This is a genomic window from Paenibacillus sp. RRE4 (assembly GCF_031844205.1).
Classification (GTDB): Bacteria; Bacillota; Bacilli; order Paenibacillales; family Paenibacillaceae; genus Paenibacillus; species Paenibacillus xylanexedens_B.
In genome coordinates this window covers 844,307-861,894 of record NZ_JAUZUT010000001.1, presented here as the reverse complement: position 1 = coordinate 861,894, position 17,588 = coordinate 844,307, and the positions used below count along the sequence as shown (strand labels likewise).

The window sequence follows — 17,588 nt, the reverse complement described above, 5'->3', positions numbered from 1 at the left end:
ACCGTGGTACCACCCTTGTTAGACTTCCGTTGTCACATTGCAACAAGCTCTGCAACACGTTCTGTCTCACTTTGTACGGAATAACGACCGTTAACCGTTTACCCCTACTGTCGTCTCTGTGTATGCACACATCATCAGGTTCAGGGAACCGCTCCGGAGTGAATTTCGGCAGCCTGGTTCTACAGAAACGCTCTCAATCTACGGCGCTTCCTCCCTGTCCAGAGGCACTGCTTACTTGTCTCCATCAATACGTTTGTTCAAATTAACATAACCTGTATCGATACCAATGATCGATGATCGTTCATTATTATATGCAAAATACGGCGAAATAGCAAGCATGCCCCGTTGCTAATTTGCAGATGTACCTTGATTCCTCAGCTCCTTTAACCGTTGCTGAATGTCACGAATCTCGGCTGCTTCCGCCTCCTTCTCTTCCGCAGTTTCAATAGGCTCAAAGCGTTCTCGTTCCATTCCCGCTGCGCTCACCGGAGAGAGTAATTCAGACAGCCTCATCTCCAGCCGCAGACGTTCATCGTCTGAATCACGTGTGTCCAGTGCAGACTCCCGTAGTTGTACCGTTTGTTCCCAATCCGCCACGCCTCCTTCAAAAAGTGATGCTGTGCCGTCCGACTTCAAGTCACATAGACGATTCGCCAGCGTTCGGACTAACATCCGGTCATGGGATACAATCACCAGTGCGCCGGAGGCTTCTTTTAACACATTCTCCATCACTTCCTGGGTGTCGATGTCGAGATAATTCGTTGGCTCATCCAGTACAAGCAAATTAGCACCGCCGAAATACAACCGTAGAAATGCTACACGGCATCTCTCCCCCATACTTAAATCCCCAATGCGTTTAAACACATCTTCGCGTGAAAATAAAAAACATCCCAGAATGGTTCGGGCGGCACTTTGCGTCATAGAAGGGAGAACCAGTAAGCTGTCCAGTAGCGTTACATTCTCAGGCAATCCCTCCAGCTCTTGTGAAAAGTAACCGATGCTAAGCTGGGGATGACGGCTAACCTTTCCCTGCGAAGGCTGAAGCTCTCCAATTATTAATTTCAGCAACGTGCTCTTGCCCGTTCCGTTCGCTCCACGCACGGCAAGCCGATCCCCACGTTCGACTGCCAGCCGCAAATCATGAAGAAACGACTGCTTTGGATCGTACGAAAAGCTTACTTCTTCCAGCGTAAGAAGTTGACGTGCACCGAGTGAAGTCATCTGTAGCTCCATATTCAGTTTCGTGGCTTCCCGTGGTTTATCCACCCGCTCATTTTCGAGTCGCTCCAGCTGCTTCTGTTTGGCATGGTAACGCGAAATATTTTTATTGGCTCTGGCCTTGTAGAAACTCTGGGTAATCTTTACTTCCTGGCCTCCTGCCGAGTTATGAGCTTTATGGAACCACTGCTGATAATTACGAATGGTTTCCTCCAGTGCTTTACGTTCCAGTTGCTGTTTGCGATAAATTGTCTCCTGTTCCTTCAGTTCCCGCTCTTTATGGCCTTTATAATCGGTGTAACCGCCCTTATATTTCGTTAGTTTTTCTGCACTGAATTCAATTACACTGGTCGCTACCCGGTCAATAAATGTCCTATCATGTGATACAAACAGCACCGTTCCTTCGTATGAGGATAGCCATGTCTCCAGCCAACGCATGCTCTCTTCATCCAGATGGTTGGTTGGTTCATCCAAAATCAGAAACTTGGGATTACTGACCAGTAGTCCTGCAAGCCGTGCCTTCGTTTTCTGACCACCGCTAAGTGATTGATAAGGCCTGCTCCAGTGTTCTGTAGTAAGCCCGAGGCGGGTTAATACCTTCTCTACCTCCGTTTCCCACATGTAGCCGTTCAATTGCTCATATTCCTCCAAAAATCGGGCATATTCGTCCAGCAAAGTGTTATCTCCGTTAGCATCAGCTTCGCTCAATCGGCGCTCGAGTTCTTCCAGCTTCCGCTTGATTTCATCAATACGTCCACTCTCCCGCCTTACTGCATCCAATACATTTATCCTACTCGGTACCTCTGAACGCTGACGCATGAACCCCCATTCTGACAATGGAAGTTGACGATCAATACGTCCACCTCCATCCTCCTCGCCGAGTATAATCCGTAAAAGTGTGGTTTTGCCGCATCCGTTACGGCCTAAAATGGCGAGTCGTTCGCCTTCGTTAATTTCAAGGTTTAATCCCGCAAACAATTCATTACCGTTCCATTCTTTTGATACTTCATGCAAGCGCACCAATGTCGTCATGAGTCCTCATCCTTCCTGAACAAAAAAAATCAAAAAAACCGCTGGCATCAGCCGGCGGTTTAGCAATTTTTAATGGATAAACGGGTTCAAAATACAGATATGAGGACTACCATAGCATGAACAAAGAAACCCTAACGAGGGCATGCGCAAGCCGAAAAACTTGCTTCTTCCATACTATTCCCTATAGCTGAATTTGGACACACGAATCCCCTCATTGCTCAGCCGCTCGGCTGACTGCGTCATAATACAATCTGCAGTTAACTGGGGTTCACTTCATGTGTCTTACTTCATTGGACGTATGGTTACCTCTCATTCATGGGTAGTATCAATTCTCCGTTATTGTACCAGATCATTGAAAAAAAGCAAAGCTCAAGATGTCATTGTCTGTATCTAGATAAGTTGAACTAAAGAATTTACACGGCCCACTCCGATGACAGAATAACCTTCCAATCGCTGTTATCCCCAGATTTTTTGGATTCCCTTTTCCAAAGGGGAAAATCCGGTGATAAAGGCGAACGCTCCGCTTTTTCAGGTTTTTTCTGTCCTCTCCGTTAATGTGTAAAAGAATAGTTCAACTTATATAAATTCAAAAAAAAGAAAAACCCTTGAACATTCATGGGGTTTTTCAGGTACTGCTGTTAAGCGGGTGATGGGAATCGAACCCACGCTATTAGCTTGGAAGGCTAAAGTTCTACCATTGAACTACACCCGCAAAATGAACAATCGGGACGACACGATTTGAACATGCGACCCCCTGGTCCCAAACCAGGTGCTCTACCAAGCTGAGCTACGTCCCGTTAAATTCCAAATGGAAGTTAACAGTGATTTTACAAAACCTAATATACCACGATCTGCTCTATCGTGCAAGGTACATTGGCAGTTTTTTTCCTAAAACTGGATTCCAGAAAGGCAGGAACGCTCTCGCGGCCCTGCTACTCCTTATCCCGCAGGCTTGTCAATATCTCTAAGGAACCTTTGCTCAAAGTCCGCCGCTTCAATCGGTTTACCGAAAAAATAACCTTGTGCCTCATGACAATGCTGATTGCGGAGAAACATCATCTGTTCCTCGTTCTCAACACCTTCTGCTGTAACCTTGAGTTGTAAATGGTGTGCCATCGAAGTAATCGTGGATACAATAGCAGCGTTATTGCTGTCTTCCATTATTTCATTCACAAATGATCGGTCGATCTTGAGCCGGTCAATCGGCAGATCCTTGAGATAATGTAGTGAGCTGTATCCCGTGCCAAAGTCATCAATACTGATATGTACACCTATCTCCTTAATTTTATGAAGCTGTTCAAAGGCCCGGTCTTTGTCAAACGTCATGCTCTCCGTGATCTCCAGTTCAAGCCATGCCGGTTCAAGTCCCGTTTCTCTGAGAATACTGTTGATGCTGTCGAGCAGGTGGGAATGTCTGAACTGTCTCATCGACAGGTTAACGGATACACATAATTTGCGATATCCCGCTTCCTGCCATAGCTTGTTCTGTGCACATGCCTCTCGCAGCACCCATTCTCCGAGAGGAACAATCAGTCCGCTCTCCTCGGCCAGTGGAATAAACTCTGCCGGTGACACTGAACCGCGTTGCGGATGATGCCATCGCACAAGAGCTTCCATGCCTACGATCAGTCCGCTTTGCAGATTCACCTGGGGCTGGTATACCAGATAAAACTGCCCTCGAGCCAGTGCTTTGCGCAAATCATTTTCAAGTTGCAATCGTTCCTGAGCTTTCATCTGCATGGCATGTGCGTAGCGGTTGAGTTCAATTCCCTGCTCCTTCGCACTATGCAGAGCCGTATCGGCATTCTGAATAATCTCTTGGGGAGATTCTCCATCATAAGGAAAGATCGCCATGCCTATGCCCAGCGTAAGATGATATTCGCTCCCATCCACCATAACCGGTTTCTCAAAAAGTTGCAGAATGGACCGCGTCCGGCGTAATGCCGTATCTGTACTATAAAAGTCCGTCATGGTCAGCGCAAATTCATCTCTACCTAGACCAAACACCTCTTCTCCCGGAAGAGATGAATGATTCAATCGCTGTCCAACCTGACGCAGAACCCGATTAGCTGCTTGTTGTCCCAGGGAGTCATTTATGGTTTTGAAACGGTTAATATTAAGTACAAGTACACCGACGAGCTTTTCCTCCACAACAGCATCATCCAGCATGAGTTGCAGACGTTGACTTAGGCGCCGGCGATTTGGAAGGCCGGTGACGTCATCATGGTGTGCGATATAATTCATTTTGGCCTCAGCGGCCTGTTGTTGCAGGAAGGGCGTGTCAACTACAGATGCATAGAGCCCCTTTTGAATGAAAAAGTAGCCCAAACAATTGCTGAGCATACCAAGCAACAGATTGAGATCGTCCACTACACTTGCAGTCACGAAATACCCCTGACCTAGCAGAAAACAGAGTATACCGTTCAGGATAGGTGGTAGATCGGCGTTTTTTGTCTTTTTCCACTGCACATACAGAACGACAGCCCCAGTAACATACAGCAGAGCTGCAACCCAATGCAGGCGAGAGAATACTTTACCAAGCAGATGACCATCAAGCATCTCAGGCAGAAAACTCCACTCTTGGATAGAACAGATGTACAAAATCAGAAAGGCACCAAGGGTAGCGCTGAACAGAAGAAATTTGCGCGGTAATGCAACTTGCTTCTCGTGTACGCTATATATAAATAACAGTCCCCCAGAACAAACCAGTGATCCCATTGTTGACATCATTAATGAAAAATCGGATTCCATCATCGCTCTGTTAGGAACTTCTTCTGCAAACGAAACGATATGCACCAGTTCAAATAGACCTAACATTAAAAAGAGTGTTGTCATTAGCACTCTACGTAGCGTCAATTTTTGAGTTTGAAATAGCCAGCTTTGATTATAAATACCGATACAGGCGGCCGTTGCAGCAAATCCACCTAAAAGTGTTATCACCGGGTAACCCGAATAATTCAGATCATAGCCTGAAGAAGAACGAAACCATTGACTTACGAGGAAAAACAATAAGCCGCTGATGGCGACCCAACCTATTTGACTCTGACCTTGCGTTTTAAACTTCATGCCATGTTTTCCTTCCCGGGATCACTATCCTGTAATACGTGTACAACTGAATTCTATTGATCTGATTCACCAAGTATATTACACATTTCGACAAAAACATATATTGACCACTGTTTAATTTAAAAATCCATATATTCTATCTGGTACATAATAACATTTAAATCCCTATTCGTGAACTAAAAAATAGTTATAAGTAGGAATATCTATTCAGGAAAATGAGTAAAAACAAGGCACAAAGAACTAAAAAAACATGGACCTCGAGTAAAAGGCCATGTTTTTTTAAATTTACAACTGTATTTTAGACTATTTTTATTTATCGAAGTTTACTTCAGGCGTTGTCAACTTATCATAGAAGTCAACGACTTTGTCTTTGTTCTCCGATGAACGAAGTGCCATAGCCGACCGTGGATGCTCGTCCAGCGTACCTGTAATCATGTAAGGCAGGATATAACCCCACTCTTCTTTTTCTCTCAGTGGAACCATAAGCTGTTCCAACACTTCGAGTACTGGACGAAGATTATACTTGGTTCCTTTCAAATGCGCTACCAGCAGTTCTGTTGGGCAGTTTCCTGCCGCACGTCCCATACCGTATACAGAAGCATCCAGCAGTTCAACTCCAAGTTCAGCGGCTACAAGCGTGTTAGAGAACGCAAGTTGCATGTTGTTATGCGTGTGAACGCCAAGACGTTTGTTCGGAAGATGAGTTTTGAACTTCTCCACCAGATATTTCACATCGTTATGATCCAGACTACCGTAAGAATCTACGATGTAGACGACATCAACGGAGCTCTCCTTGATCATTTCAAAAGCTTCCAGCAATTCATTCTCCATCACATTCGAGAGTGCCATAATATTCAGTGTTGTTTCATAACCGCGATCATGGAACGTTTGCACCAGTTCAAGCGCCTTGTCCACATCTTTACTGTAACAAGCGACACGAATCAGATCCAGCATACTCTCACTGCGCGGTAAAATATCGTTCTCATCTACACGTCCTACGTCCACAAGTGCAGACAGTTTGGTGTTGCCTTTTTGCGGAATGACTTTACGAAGAAAATCATCATTCAGGAAGCGCCAAGGTCCGGCATCTTCGGAGCCTTTGAGCAACTTCGGCGAATTTTTGTAGCCAATTTCCATATAATCAACGCCAGCTTCATTCAGCCCTGCATACAGCTTTTGAACAAAGTCGACGCTAAAGTCCCAATTATTCACCAATCCACCATCACGAATGGTACAATCTACAATTTTACTATGATTTGTCTTCATTAATGTCTGCTCCTTTTCTGACCAACTTGTGTATTCCTCTCATGATACTTGAACGTGACAAGAAAAGTAAAGGGATTCCGGGCTTATTTACGGTAAGATTTCCAGATTCGGTCCATCTCCATCATATCCGGGTTACGTTCATCTTTCTTACCGTAGCGCACAGCATTATAGATTTCAGGAAGCCTCGTTGCCAGCTCTTCCTCTGCACCCTCTTTACTCTTAGGATTACTCTCCTTAATGCTTTCCGCTGTCTCCAGCGGCGTATAAGACTTCTCAACCTTTACTCCCCGAACCATCGCATTGCTTACCCATGCCCGATAATAGTATCGAATACGCTCTCCAGCCTGAGTGGGGACAGCTTCCTTTTTGCGGAACCATCGTTTACGAACCTTCGTGGGCACCTCCAGCGTTTCGCTGATATCGACATACTCCGTTTTCGGTTCTTGTCTTTTTTGCACAGGCTGTAACCATCCTTTGAAACGCTCCGCCAGTTTATCCATGATGGTTCTGCCCAGTTTGACCAAAAGCCATAAAATCACAACCGCCGCTGCCCCAAAAACGATCCAGCCGAGGATTTCCCAGAATAAAGAAGGATCTGAAGCTGGCTCTCTGAACTCATCCGGCAGGTTCATCGGCTCATTCGGCATCTCAGGAGTAAGTGGCGGTTCCTGAGGTGAAGAAGCTCCGAACAGACCTCTGATCCATGCAAGCAGACGATCCCGCAACGGTGCGAGCCATGCAGCAAGACTCGGAAAAGCACCGATACCTGCAATAATAATTAACATCCATAGGATCCGAAGGTGGTTTGCCCGTGTGAATTCCCGCAGTACCAATCTGCGCTTGCCATCATTAAGTACCGCACGATCCAGTTGTGCCCTGTATTGTCCCACAATCCAACATCCAAAACTGATGACTCCAGCAGCATAGATGTAGCCCGTGTACATCTGCATCGGTAGCATGAGTTCAATCTGCATTGCCGCGATCGTGGATACAATGGCACTAATTACACCCACGAGTTGCAGGCGCCACAGTCTGCTCGAATGAAAAGCAGGATCAAAATGCAAACCTGAGTATGATGCAATAAATAAACCCGCCCCAAGCGTAATAACCCCTGGAAGTGAAAGCGTCAGTAACATACCAGTAACCCATACGAACAAAATACAGATAACAAATGCCGTCAGACCTCGAACGAATGCGTTTTTCTCTGCAATGCTCGTAAAGCGATGTTGAATCCATAGACCGAACAGGCCTGCCATAACATACAAGCAAAACAACAGATATGGAAAATAAGCACGGGTATACAATGATGTGATCGTAAAGATTGGAAACAAATATATCCCTATTGAAAGAACAGCCCACATGGATATGATATGTGTTCGCTTTATTGCATCATTTTCACTCATGCGCCCACCGCCCCTGTATTACGCTTCAACTGTTCTACAGGCAAAACCGTTACCCGATGCCCCTGCTCATGCAAACGTCCGATTTCATGTTCCATGGCAGCCGAGACATATGATGTAATCATCAAATAACTGCGAATCTTTTGTCCTTCTTCATTCAATCGTACTTCATCTTGCAAAAACTGCTCCATCGGTACCAAACACTTCAACTCAGTTTCAGCCATAGCTTCCAGTAACATCTCCAGATGGGGTGTGCCGTAATCCGGTTCAATACGAAGTACATCGCGTCCCCCGCCTACACGGTAGCCGTTATGTGCAAATCCAGCAGGCAATCCTCTTCCAATGGCCTCTACCGCTGCAGTGGCTGCGTACCGGAGTGCCTGCTCAATCAGTTCAGGCCGAGTAACCACACTCCACATCTCAGCAGAGTCCTGTATATTTACAATAATCCATGACTGGGGATCTGCCGTCCAGCCTTGCTTATATACCTGAAGTTCTCCGGTGCGCGCACTTGCTTTCCAGTGAATACGATTCATTGGATCACCAGCCCCGTAAGGCCGCACCCCCAGGATTAGAAACGGGTCTTCCACAATCCAGCGAGAAACTTCCACCTCTCCTTGCCACACCTGATAGATGGCTGGCATATCTTCAGTGTTTACCAATGAAGGATATACAATCATTGTCATCTGCACAGGAATCGGCTTGGAGGAACGCCATACTCCAAATAAGTCTCCACCGGTCATCGTAGTTGTATCCATCGTGTACACACCTCGCTTGGAGCAGACAAACGGATGAGTGCGGGTAATGCGATTATACGGTTTTAATGTGAAAACACTCTTATGGTTCTGATAAATATTACCTTGACTGATATCCATACCTGAACCTGAACGAAACACAAATGAAGCAGGCATCATTGCTTCAAGTCTAAGCCAAGGTACAGAAATTCGTTTTTCATTGGATATCGTTTCGATCATCTCCAGTTCATCACCAGCGTAACACCGTGTTTTGCTGAACTGTCTACTGTACTTGAGATTTCGCAACACAGGCCGTCCAAACCATATGCCGTGCAACACAATCACTAAACTTCCAACAACGACAAGCCATAGAAGTGCCATAAGCTTAACGTCCGCCTGTAGTAAGTGTCTCGGTTGGCACCTCGGTTTCGGTCAGAATCTGTTGAATAATAAGTTCTGCAAGTCCTTCTTGCTGTCTGATTCGATTACGAAACACGAGGCGGTGAGCCAACACAGGCTCTGCCAGTAATTTAATATCATCAGGTACAACATAATCTCTGCCATGAAGCGCGGCCCATGCCTGACTTGCTTTTAGTAGCGCCTGAGCCCCCCGTGGACTAACCCCAAGTGATAGTTCAGGATGTTTTCTCGTTGCTTCAGTGAGCTGTACAATATAAAGCAGGAGGTCCTCGTTTACGTTAACCGTTTTATACGTTTCCTGTGCTCTCAGAAGTTGCTCGCGCGAGATAATAGAAGACAGATCATTTACTGAGCGGCTGGCCACCGTCCTTCTTAGGATCTCTACGCTCTCTTCATCAGTTGGATACCCCATACGAATCTTCATCATAAACCGATCCATCTGGGCCTCGGGTAACGGAAATGTTCCTTGATTATCAATTGGGTTCTGAGTGGCGATCACGATAAACGGCCGCTCAAGCTGCCTTGTTGAGCCATCAATACTGATCTGGCGCTCTTCCATACATTCGAGCAAGCTGGACTGTGTGCGTGGTGTTGCCCGATTAATCTCATCTGCCAGTACAAGATTCGCAAACAGCGGTCCGGGCCTGAATTCGAAATCCCCTGATTTTTGATTATAGAAATGGATACCCGTCAGATCGGATGGCAGCAAGTCAGGTGTAAACTGTATCCGCTGAAATGTGCAGTCCAGTGAAGACGCCATCGATTTGGCTAGCATGGTTTTCCCTGTACCAGGGACATCTTCCAGAAGTACATGACCTGATGCAATGATCGCTGTCAACATCAATTCCATCGTATGCTCTTTACCCACGATCACTTTGCCTACATGTTCAACGAATTGTCCGGTCATTTGCTCCATATCTTGAATATTCAAAGAAATCCCTTCCTTCCGCGATGCTTATGTATTCGCATTCATTTCTAACTATAACCCTTATCCTGCCAACAAAAAACAAAGGAATCGGCAAAATACCGATCCCTTCAGAAAACGTTTGTGTCAATTCACCAGTGGAAGCTTGATCATAAAGCTGGTGCCCTCGCCCTTTTTACTATCCACCGAGATGGTACCCCCATGATTTTTAATAATACGGTAACTCACGGAAAGTCCCAGACCCGTGCCGCTTTCTTTTGTAGTAAAGAAAGGATCGAATAAGCGTACCAGCGTGTTATGATCCATACCTCGTCCATTATCCGCAATCGTAATTTGCACAAAATTATTTTCCGTAGCTGTTGTGATTCGGATCAAGCCTGTATATTCTTCACCGACTTCTTCAATCGCGTCCATTGCATTTTTGACCATATTCAGAATGACCTGTTTGATCTGTTTCACATCAATGGATACATTAAGCGGGGTGTCATCCACCTCCAGCAGAATCTCGCATCCTTTCATCAACCCTTCACTCTCGGTCAATAGAACAACCTCTTTAAGCAAAGATTCTACGGTCATGACCGTTTTCTGCGGAGCTGAAGGCTTCGAGGAGTTCAGAAATTCATAGATAATGTCATTTGCCCTGTCGATCTCGGTGAGTATGATTCTAGCATACTCGTCTTTACCCAGCTGTAGCAGATGAGGCCGAAGTAACTGGATGAATCCGCGAATGGCTGTTAACGGGTTACGAATCTCATGAGCAATTGATGCGGAGATACGGCCAAGCATAGCCAGTTTATCGTTTTGATAGGCCGTCTGCTCGATCTGCTTGTAATCCGAAACATCCTTGACACTAAAAAGAAAATCGCCGTCCATCTGATCACCATAGGTCACGGTCACAAGCCAGTGCCTTCCATACTCATCCGTCAGTTCATGATAACGCTTACGATGAAAGATCGTTTCCCGATAAATTCGTAAAATTTTCTTTTTCTTAAATCGAGTCATCTGGGGCAAACGCAACATCTGCATTAACGTGCAACCGCTTAACAGATCTCTCGGCAACTCCAGCAATTTAGCCATCTGAACGTTAATAAACGTCAAGACCCCATGATTATCAAATAACATAATACCGCTATCCATGTGTTCTAGCACATTTTCATACTTATTATTATCCAGATGTACTTGAGGAATCACATCCGTTGGTTGAGGCACTATATCCTGAAATTCACGAATCACTTCAGGTTCCTCCTTTTCACGTAAATGATAAACTTTGCCGTTCGGACATCATATCATCACAGAAACAGGAAGGGCCGATTTTTTGTTGATTACCGGTTCCCTTTCATCAGGGGGCTGAGCCGAAAATAGGATGGCATGTCCGGAACTTCAGCTGGTCTAATCCGGCTCATTCAAGCATGACCGGAAAAAGCATTTACGTTTTGTTCCTTTCTAACCTTTTCCAATTCCCAAACGAAAACCCTTTATTTTGCTCCGCCTCTTTTGCAAGTCTGCTTTTATCATAGACAAGTTTAGGGAACAGAGTCAATCGGAGAAAGTGTCGAATGGAAATTATTTTGCAAAAATACAAAGGTTTATCTAAAAAATACAAAAAACGAAGCCGTATCGCCCTGTTGGGAAATCAGCTTCGTTCAATATTGTGTAAATCGGATATTTCTCTAAGCATGTCACATCTCAATGCAATCTATAGCCCAGTCTTGTTATGCTGAATTTTAAGTTTTCGTTGACTCATGACGGCAAGGCGGCGTTTCAATTCGCTCTCCCATTTCTCATCCTTCATTTCCTTGGCGAGCCGTAGCAGATCAAGTGACATATCAATCTGACGCTGAACAATCACCATTGCATCTTCACTTTCACGGTTTACGCAATTTTCGAAGATAGCATCCTCGTCTTCTGTCACATAGTCTTGAAAATCAATCTCGGAAGCCCCGTCGCCATGCGCATATTCAGCAAGAATTTCATATTCATTCTCAACCTTGTAATGCACCTCCACCCGGTGACACACCGGACAAAACAGCAGGGGAACATTATGAACCTGGGTGCGGTAATGCTTCAGCGTGCCCTTCGTTCCCACCATACTTGCCCCACAACAGTAACTCATTTTTGTTCACCCTCCTTATTAGGTGCCGGGAATTCAGTCAATATACACCCGTGCACTTGAAAGACCTCCGAAAGGGAATCGTTCAAACAGTGTATCACATTCATATGCAAATTATAAATGCGGATTACCGGAATGACTTAAATTACCGGGTTTCCATACCCTATTCGCCTTACAAGCCTTCAATTCCTCTTTCTTTTATAAAAAAGAAGATCTTCTTCTATTACATTATTAACACGTCTGACAGCTTGTTCAAACACCTTTATTAAGTTAACGGTATATCTTTGAAAAAGGTTGCAAAAAGCCCTCAATCCCGCGTGGGATGAGGGCTTGAACATCAATCGTTCAAGTAAACCCGGCTTACAGGTTGCTATCGCCTGGTTTCCAGTTCATTGCACACAATCCACCGGATTGAAGTGCTTGCAGTACGCGAAGTGTCTCTTCAACACTACGGCCTACATCGTTGTGGTTAACGACTTGATACTTCAGTTCGCCTTCTGGATCGATGATGAACAGACCACGCAATGCTACGCCTTCTTCTTCGATCAGAACGCCGTAATCTTTAGCTACTTGCTTCGTGATATCGGAAGCAAGCGGGAAGTTCAACTGACCAAGACCATTGCTGTCTTTAGGTGTGTTGATCCATGCTTTGTGGCTGTGTACGGAGTCTACGCTCACGCCAAGAATTTCTGTATCCAAAGCTTTGAATTGCTCGGAAGCATCGCTCAAAGCTGTGATTTCAGTTGGGCACACAAATGTGAAGTCCAAAGGATAAAAGAAGAATACGAGCCATTTACCACGGTAATCGGACAGTTTAACGGAACCAAAATCTTGTCCGTCTCCTGATACTGTTTCCATTGCGAAATCTGGTGCTGGTCTACCAACCAAACGTTCTGCCATAACTAAAAATTCCTCCTTTGGGATTATGTAAGCATCCATATGGATTGCTCATCATCAGGATGAGCGCAGGGCGCTTGTCCTGTCATTAAATTTGTTGATACTTGTTCTCAAGTACAAATAAAATGTTATCATCCGTACTTCTCAAAGTCAAGATTATAAACGTTATTTTTTTATAATAATTATAAATAAGAAATTTTCGTGCCGAATTCAAGTTGCAAATGAGAAAGGAACAGCCCTTTGCATTCTCCACTATTAGAAACCAGAAGATGGTCTACTAGGGCATCAAAGGGCTGTTTCTTATACGAACTACAGGACTGTATCCTGAGATCTGTTAATGTCTCGATAAGTGAACAAGGCTGAAACGAAACTTAAGCCTTTTTCTGAATAGCTGCAACAATCAGATCGCCCATTTCGGTCGTGCTGATCGCTTTGCTCTTATCAACAGCGATGTCACTTGTGCGGTGGCCCGCATTCAGCACGTTCGCTACCGCTTCTTCGATCGCATCTGCACCTTCTGCATATCCAAACGTTGTACGGAACATCAACGCGAGCGACAAGATGGTAGCAATCGGGTTAGCCAGGCCTTGACCGGCAATGTCCGGCGCAGAGCCGTGTACCGGTTCATATAGACCGAAGCTTCCTTCACCCAGTGATGCCGAAGCGAGCATACCGATAGAACCTGTCAGCATAGCCGCTTCATCACTCAGAATGTCACCGAACATATTCTCTGTTACGATGACGTCAAAGCTTGCCGGACGACGCAGCAACTGCATCGCGCAGTTATCTACAAGCACATGCTCCAGTTCAACATCCGGGTAATCCGGAGCTACACGGTTAACCACTTCACGCCAGAGGCGGGATGTTTCCAGCACGTTAGCTTTGTCGACAGATGCCAGTTTTTTACGGCGACCTTGGGCGATCTCAAATGCTTGACGAACGATGCGCTCTACTTCCGCAACATTGTAAGCACAAGTGTCCACTGCCTCTTCACCTTGGGCACTTTCGCGTCTGAACTTCTCACCGAAATAAATTCCGCCCGTCAGTTCGCGAACAACCATCAGGTCCGTACCTTCAAGTACTTCCGGTTTCAGCGTGGATGCGTCTTTCAAACAGTCAAACACAACGGCCGGACGCAGGTTGGAGAACAGTCCGAGCGCTTTACGAATACCCAGCAGTCCTGTTTCAGGACGCAACTCCTTACTGTTATTATCCCATTTCGGTCCACCTACAGCTCCGAGCAACACTGCGTCTGCATTTTTACATACAGTCAATGTTTCTTCCGGAAGCGGTGTGCCCTTCTCGTCAATGGCAATACCACCAAACAGTGCGTGCTCTGTTTCAAAACGATAACCGAATACTTCCTCCGTACGTTTCAGAACTTTTTCCGCCTCGGCCACAACTTCAGGACCAATTCCGTCACCTGCGATTACTGCGATTTTTTTCACGTCTGCCATAGGTTGTCCACTCCCTCATCTTCATTCATCACTGATCCGCTCATGTTGGCGTTTCTGTGTAAACATCGTCTCATAAATAACTCTCTTCTTTGTATCATATTCTACGGTCATTTGACCAAGATATACAATCTATGACTTTAATAGTTTTTGCCTATAAGAAGGATAATGACAAGCTTCGAAGTTGTTCGCCAGTTCAGGGTAAGGTAAAATATAGCTGAAATCAAATCAGGTATGCTGGAGGGATGTTTAACATGCAATACTCTTATTTGGGTAAATCAGGCCTTAAGGTCAGCCGTATCTGTCTTGGTACGATGAATTTTGGACCAGCCACGGACGAGAAAGAAGCTTTCCGCATTATGGACGCAGCACTGGATGCCGGGGTGAACTTTTTTGATACCGCTAACATTTATGGCTGGGGTGAAAATTCCGGTCTGACAGAAGAGATCATCGGGCGCTGGTTCAAACAAGGCGGAGGCAGACGTGAGAAGGTTGTGCTTGCCACGAAAGTCTACGGTTCCATGCATGATGAAACAGATGGCCCTAACAACGAAGCCGGTCTCTCCGCATATAAAATCAGACGTCACCTTGAAGGCTCTCTTCAGCGTCTGCAAACCGATCATATTGAATTATACCAGATGCACCATGTTGACCCTGTTATCACATGGGACGAGTTGTGGGGTGCATTCGAGCATGCAGTATACCAAGGCAAAATCGGATATGTCGGCTCAAGTAATTTTGCCGCTTGGCAAATTGCCCTTGCTCAGAGCGAAGCGAAAAACCGTCACTTCCTCGGCCTTGTATCGGAGCAGCATAAATACAGCCTGAATTGCCGTCTGCCTGAGCTGGAGGTATTACCAGCCGCTAAAGCGCTCGGGCTTGGCGTTATTCCATGGAGCCCGCTGGATGGCGGTTTGCTCGGACGTAATGCCTTACAGAAACTTGAAGGGACACGCAGTGGAGGTATCGCAGAACGAATTGAGGAGCATCAGACGCAACTTGAAGATTTCGCCGCACTTTGCCGTGATCTTGGTGAGCCACAGGATACAGTTGCACTTGCCTGGGTTGCTGCTAATCCGGCTGTTACTGCGCCAATCATTGGTCCGCGCACACTGGAGCAATTCGAAACTGCCTTGAAATGTCTTGACATGACACTGGATGAGTCTACACTCAACCGTTTGGATGAAATCTTTCCTGGTCCTGGTGGACACGCGCCTAACGCATACGCGTGGTAAATTGATACTCTAAAAAAAGTCTGACCCTCGCAGGACTGTACTCTCATAGATAGACTTCATAACGTCTAGACTACAAGGTACAGTCCACTCCAGAAGGGTCAGACTTTTTAATATGTTCGGCTTTTGCTTTGCTATATCGGCTTTGGCCTTACTATTCCCACCTAATTGGCAGGTTTGTGTGTCTGTACTTCAAGCACACCGTGCAGTACTCTTCTACAAATTGACGTTAACACGGTTGGTGTATGTTTTACGTTTTTCAATGAGCTGGTTCAACCCATCTACATACGCACGCGCACTAGCACCGAGAATATCTGTGCTCACGCCGCGTCCTTGAACAGAAACTTGATTCTGAGTAAGGACAACATGCACCTCACCTAGTGCGTCTTTACCGTGTGTTACGGATTTGATGGAATAGTCGGATAGCGTTACTTCTTCTCCGCTCACCTGATCAATAGCATTATAGATCGCATCCACCGAACCATTACCTTCTGCCTGTTTTTCCACCGTCTCCCCATCCAGCGTAGCAATACGAACTTTCGCCGTAGGCACGGATTCATCACCGTACGTAACAAAGATCGATTCCAGTTTGTACACCTCAGGTGCATCCTGTAATTTTTCTTCGATTACGGCAAGCAGATCTTCATCGGTAACTTCTTTTTTCTTGTCTGCCAGATCTTTAAATTGTGCAAATGCACGGTTCAATGCCTCGTCATCCAGTTCATATCCGAGGTCAATCAAGCGTTCACGGAACGCGTGACGTCCAGAGTGTTTACCAAGCACTAGCTTGCTCTCTTTGAGACCGATCGTTTCTGGCGTCATGATCTCGTAGGTTGTTTTTTCCTTCAACATGCCATCCTGGTGAATACCGGACTCATGAGCAAAGGCATTAGCGCCAACGATTGCTTTGTTGCCAGGAACAACCATACCGGTCAAACGGCTAACCAAGCGGCTGGTACGTGCGATCTCGGACAACTGCAATGTCGTTTTCGCCTGGAAAAACTCCTGACGTGTTTCGAGTGCCATCGCAATTTCTTCAATCGCCGTGTTGCCTGCACGCTCTCCGATGCCGTTAATCGTACCTTCAATCTGATCGGCTCCGTTCAAAATGGCGGCAAGCGTATTCGCCGTGGCCATCCCCAGGTCGTTGTGACAGTGTGCACTCAGCTGAACTTTATCGATGTTATGAACATTTTCTTTCAGATGTTTGAAAATATTCCCGTATTCATATGGGCTCAGGTAACCGACCGTATCTGGAATGTTAACGACAGAAGCACCTTCTTCAACGGCCATATTTACCATTTCCACGAGGAAATCATACTCGGTACGTCCTGCATCCTCCAGAGAAAACTCAATCTTGGAAAATGTCTTCTTCGCATAACGAATCGCAGAGCGAGCCGTGTCCAAAACCTGCCCTTTGTCCATGCGCAACTTATGCTGGCGATGAATTGGCGAAGTGGCCAAAAATACGTGAATGCACGGGTCTTCTGCACCTTTAAGTGCTTCCTTCACCGCGTCAATATCCTGCTCTCTGGAGCGGGACAAACCGATCACTGTAATATTTTTAACTGCTTTCGCTACGGCGTTAACTGCGGCCAAGTCACCCGGAGATGCTGCCGGGAAACCTGCTTCCATCCGGTCAATGCCTAGACGCTCCAGTTGATGGGCAATCTCTACCTTCTCGCGAGTGTTCAGATTGACTCCTGGAGACTGTTCTCCGTCACGCAGCGTTGTGTCAAATACATAGATTTTACGCACCTTCGCACCCCCTGCATAGTATTCATTTCTGTAAACCAGAATAGCGGCTCACGCATAAGCACGGCCGCTATTACCA

Annotated in this window: 12 protein-coding genes and 2 tRNA genes; 1 reads left to right on the top strand and 13 read right to left on the bottom strand. The window is 45.9% G+C overall.

The window, feature by feature from the left end; translation table 11 throughout:
• Nucleotides 1-348 precede the first annotated feature (348 nt).
• From abc-f to leuB, 12 genes are all read right to left on the bottom strand, one after another.
• On the bottom strand, nt 349-2,250 hold the full coding sequence (gene abc-f / locus Q9R46_RS04130) for a ribosomal protection-like ABC-F family protein (RefSeq protein ID WP_311279069.1): 1,902 nt from the start codon (nt 2,248-2,250) through the stop codon (nt 349-351).
• A gap of 641 nt (nt 2,251-2,891) precedes the next feature.
• Nucleotides 2,892-2,962 (bottom strand) — tRNA-Gly (locus Q9R46_RS04125).
• 11 nt (nt 2,963-2,973) lie between these two features.
• A tRNA-Pro gene (locus tag Q9R46_RS04120) sits at nt 2,974-3,047 on the bottom strand.
• Nucleotides 3,048-3,189: 142 nt separating this feature from the next.
• Nucleotides 3,190-5,316, bottom strand: coding sequence for a bifunctional diguanylate cyclase/phosphodiesterase (locus tag Q9R46_RS04115; RefSeq protein WP_311279068.1), 2,127 nt, complete (start codon nt 5,314-5,316; stop codon nt 3,190-3,192).
• 309 nt (nt 5,317-5,625) lie between these two features.
• Nucleotides 5,626-6,582, bottom strand: a complete 957-nt coding sequence (locus Q9R46_RS04110) for an aldolase catalytic domain-containing protein (protein WP_090922231.1) — start codon at nt 6,580-6,582, stop codon at nt 5,626-5,628.
• Nucleotides 6,583-6,665: 83 nt separating this feature from the next.
• Nucleotides 6,666-7,985: a hypothetical protein gene (locus Q9R46_RS04105; RefSeq protein ID WP_311279067.1), complete on the bottom strand. Its 1,320-nt coding sequence runs from the start codon at nt 7,983-7,985 to the stop codon at nt 6,666-6,668.
• Entirely contained in the window at nt 7,982-9,097 is a 1,116-nt protein-coding gene (locus Q9R46_RS04100) for a DUF58 domain-containing protein (RefSeq protein WP_311279066.1), read from the bottom strand. The genes Q9R46_RS04105 and Q9R46_RS04100 overlap by 4 nt, the downstream gene beginning before the upstream one ends.
• 4 nt (nt 9,098-9,101) lie before the next feature.
• Nucleotides 9,102-10,067, bottom strand: coding sequence for an AAA family ATPase (locus tag Q9R46_RS04095; protein ID WP_311279065.1), 966 nt, complete (start codon nt 10,065-10,067; stop codon nt 9,102-9,104).
• A 120-nt stretch (nt 10,068-10,187) separates the two neighbouring features.
• Nucleotides 10,188-11,294 carry an ATP-binding protein gene (locus Q9R46_RS04090; protein WP_145328924.1) on the bottom strand — a complete coding sequence of 369 codons (1,107 nt, stop codon included), beginning with the start codon at nt 11,292-11,294 and terminating at the stop codon, nt 10,188-10,190.
• A gap of 463 nt (nt 11,295-11,757) precedes the next feature.
• Nucleotides 11,758-12,174 carry a hypothetical protein gene (locus Q9R46_RS04085; protein ID WP_090922221.1) on the bottom strand — a complete coding sequence of 139 codons (417 nt, stop codon included), beginning with the start codon at nt 12,172-12,174 and terminating at the stop codon, nt 11,758-11,760.
• A 357-nt stretch (nt 12,175-12,531) separates the two neighbouring features.
• Nucleotides 12,532-13,071, bottom strand: coding sequence for a peroxiredoxin (locus Q9R46_RS04080; protein WP_062320195.1), 540 nt, complete (start codon nt 13,069-13,071; stop codon nt 12,532-12,534).
• A gap of 368 nt (nt 13,072-13,439) precedes the next feature.
• Nucleotides 13,440-14,525 (bottom strand): 3-isopropylmalate dehydrogenase, encoded by a 1,086-nt coding sequence (gene leuB / locus Q9R46_RS04075; RefSeq protein WP_110897647.1) that lies wholly within the window; start codon nt 14,523-14,525, stop codon nt 13,440-13,442.
• Between the two features lie 251 nt (nt 14,526-14,776).
• On the opposite strand from leuB, the gene Q9R46_RS04070 reads away from it, so the two are divergent.
• Entirely contained in the window at nt 14,777-15,757 is a 981-nt protein-coding gene (locus tag Q9R46_RS04070) for an aldo/keto reductase (protein WP_311279064.1), read from the top strand.
• Nucleotides 15,758-15,970: 213 nt separating this feature from the next.
• Here Q9R46_RS04070 and Q9R46_RS04065 read toward each other — a convergent pair whose 3' ends face one another.
• Nucleotides 15,971-17,512, bottom strand: a complete 1,542-nt coding sequence (locus Q9R46_RS04065; protein ID WP_311279063.1) for a 2-isopropylmalate synthase — start codon at nt 17,510-17,512, stop codon at nt 15,971-15,973.
• Nucleotides 17,513-17,588 lie beyond the last annotated feature (76 nt).

What these genes read in the sequence shown, in the direction of transcription:
- Q9R46_RS04100 (WP_311279066.1), bottom strand. Translation starts at nt 9,097, where the DNA reads ATGGCACTTCTATGGCTTGTCGTTGTTGGAAGTTTAGTGATTGTGTTG.
- Q9R46_RS04070 (WP_311279064.1), top strand. Translation starts at nt 14,777, where the DNA reads ATGCAATACTCTTATTTGGGTAAATCAGGCCTTAAGGTCAGCCGTATC.
- abc-f (WP_311279069.1), bottom strand. Translation starts at nt 2,250, where the DNA reads ATGACGACATTGGTGCGCTTGCATGAAGTATCAAAAGAATGGAACGGT.
- leuB (WP_110897647.1), bottom strand. Translation starts at nt 14,525, where the DNA reads ATGGCAGACGTGAAAAAAATCGCAGTAATCGCAGGTGACGGAATTGGT.
- Q9R46_RS04105 (WP_311279067.1), bottom strand. Translation starts at nt 7,985, where the DNA reads ATGAGTGAAAATGATGCAATAAAGCGAACACATATCATATCCATGTGG.
- Q9R46_RS04115 (WP_311279068.1), bottom strand. Translation starts at nt 5,316, where the DNA reads ATGAAGTTTAAAACGCAAGGTCAGAGTCAAATAGGTTGGGTCGCCATC.
- Q9R46_RS04085 (WP_090922221.1), bottom strand. Translation starts at nt 12,174, where the DNA reads ATGAGTTACTGTTGTGGGGCAAGTATGGTGGGAACGAAGGGCACGCTG.
- Q9R46_RS04080 (WP_062320195.1), bottom strand. Translation starts at nt 13,071, where the DNA reads ATGGCAGAACGTTTGGTTGGTAGACCAGCACCAGATTTCGCAATGGAA.
- Q9R46_RS04110 (WP_090922231.1), bottom strand. Translation starts at nt 6,582, where the DNA reads ATGAAGACAAATCATAGTAAAATTGTAGATTGTACCATTCGTGATGGT.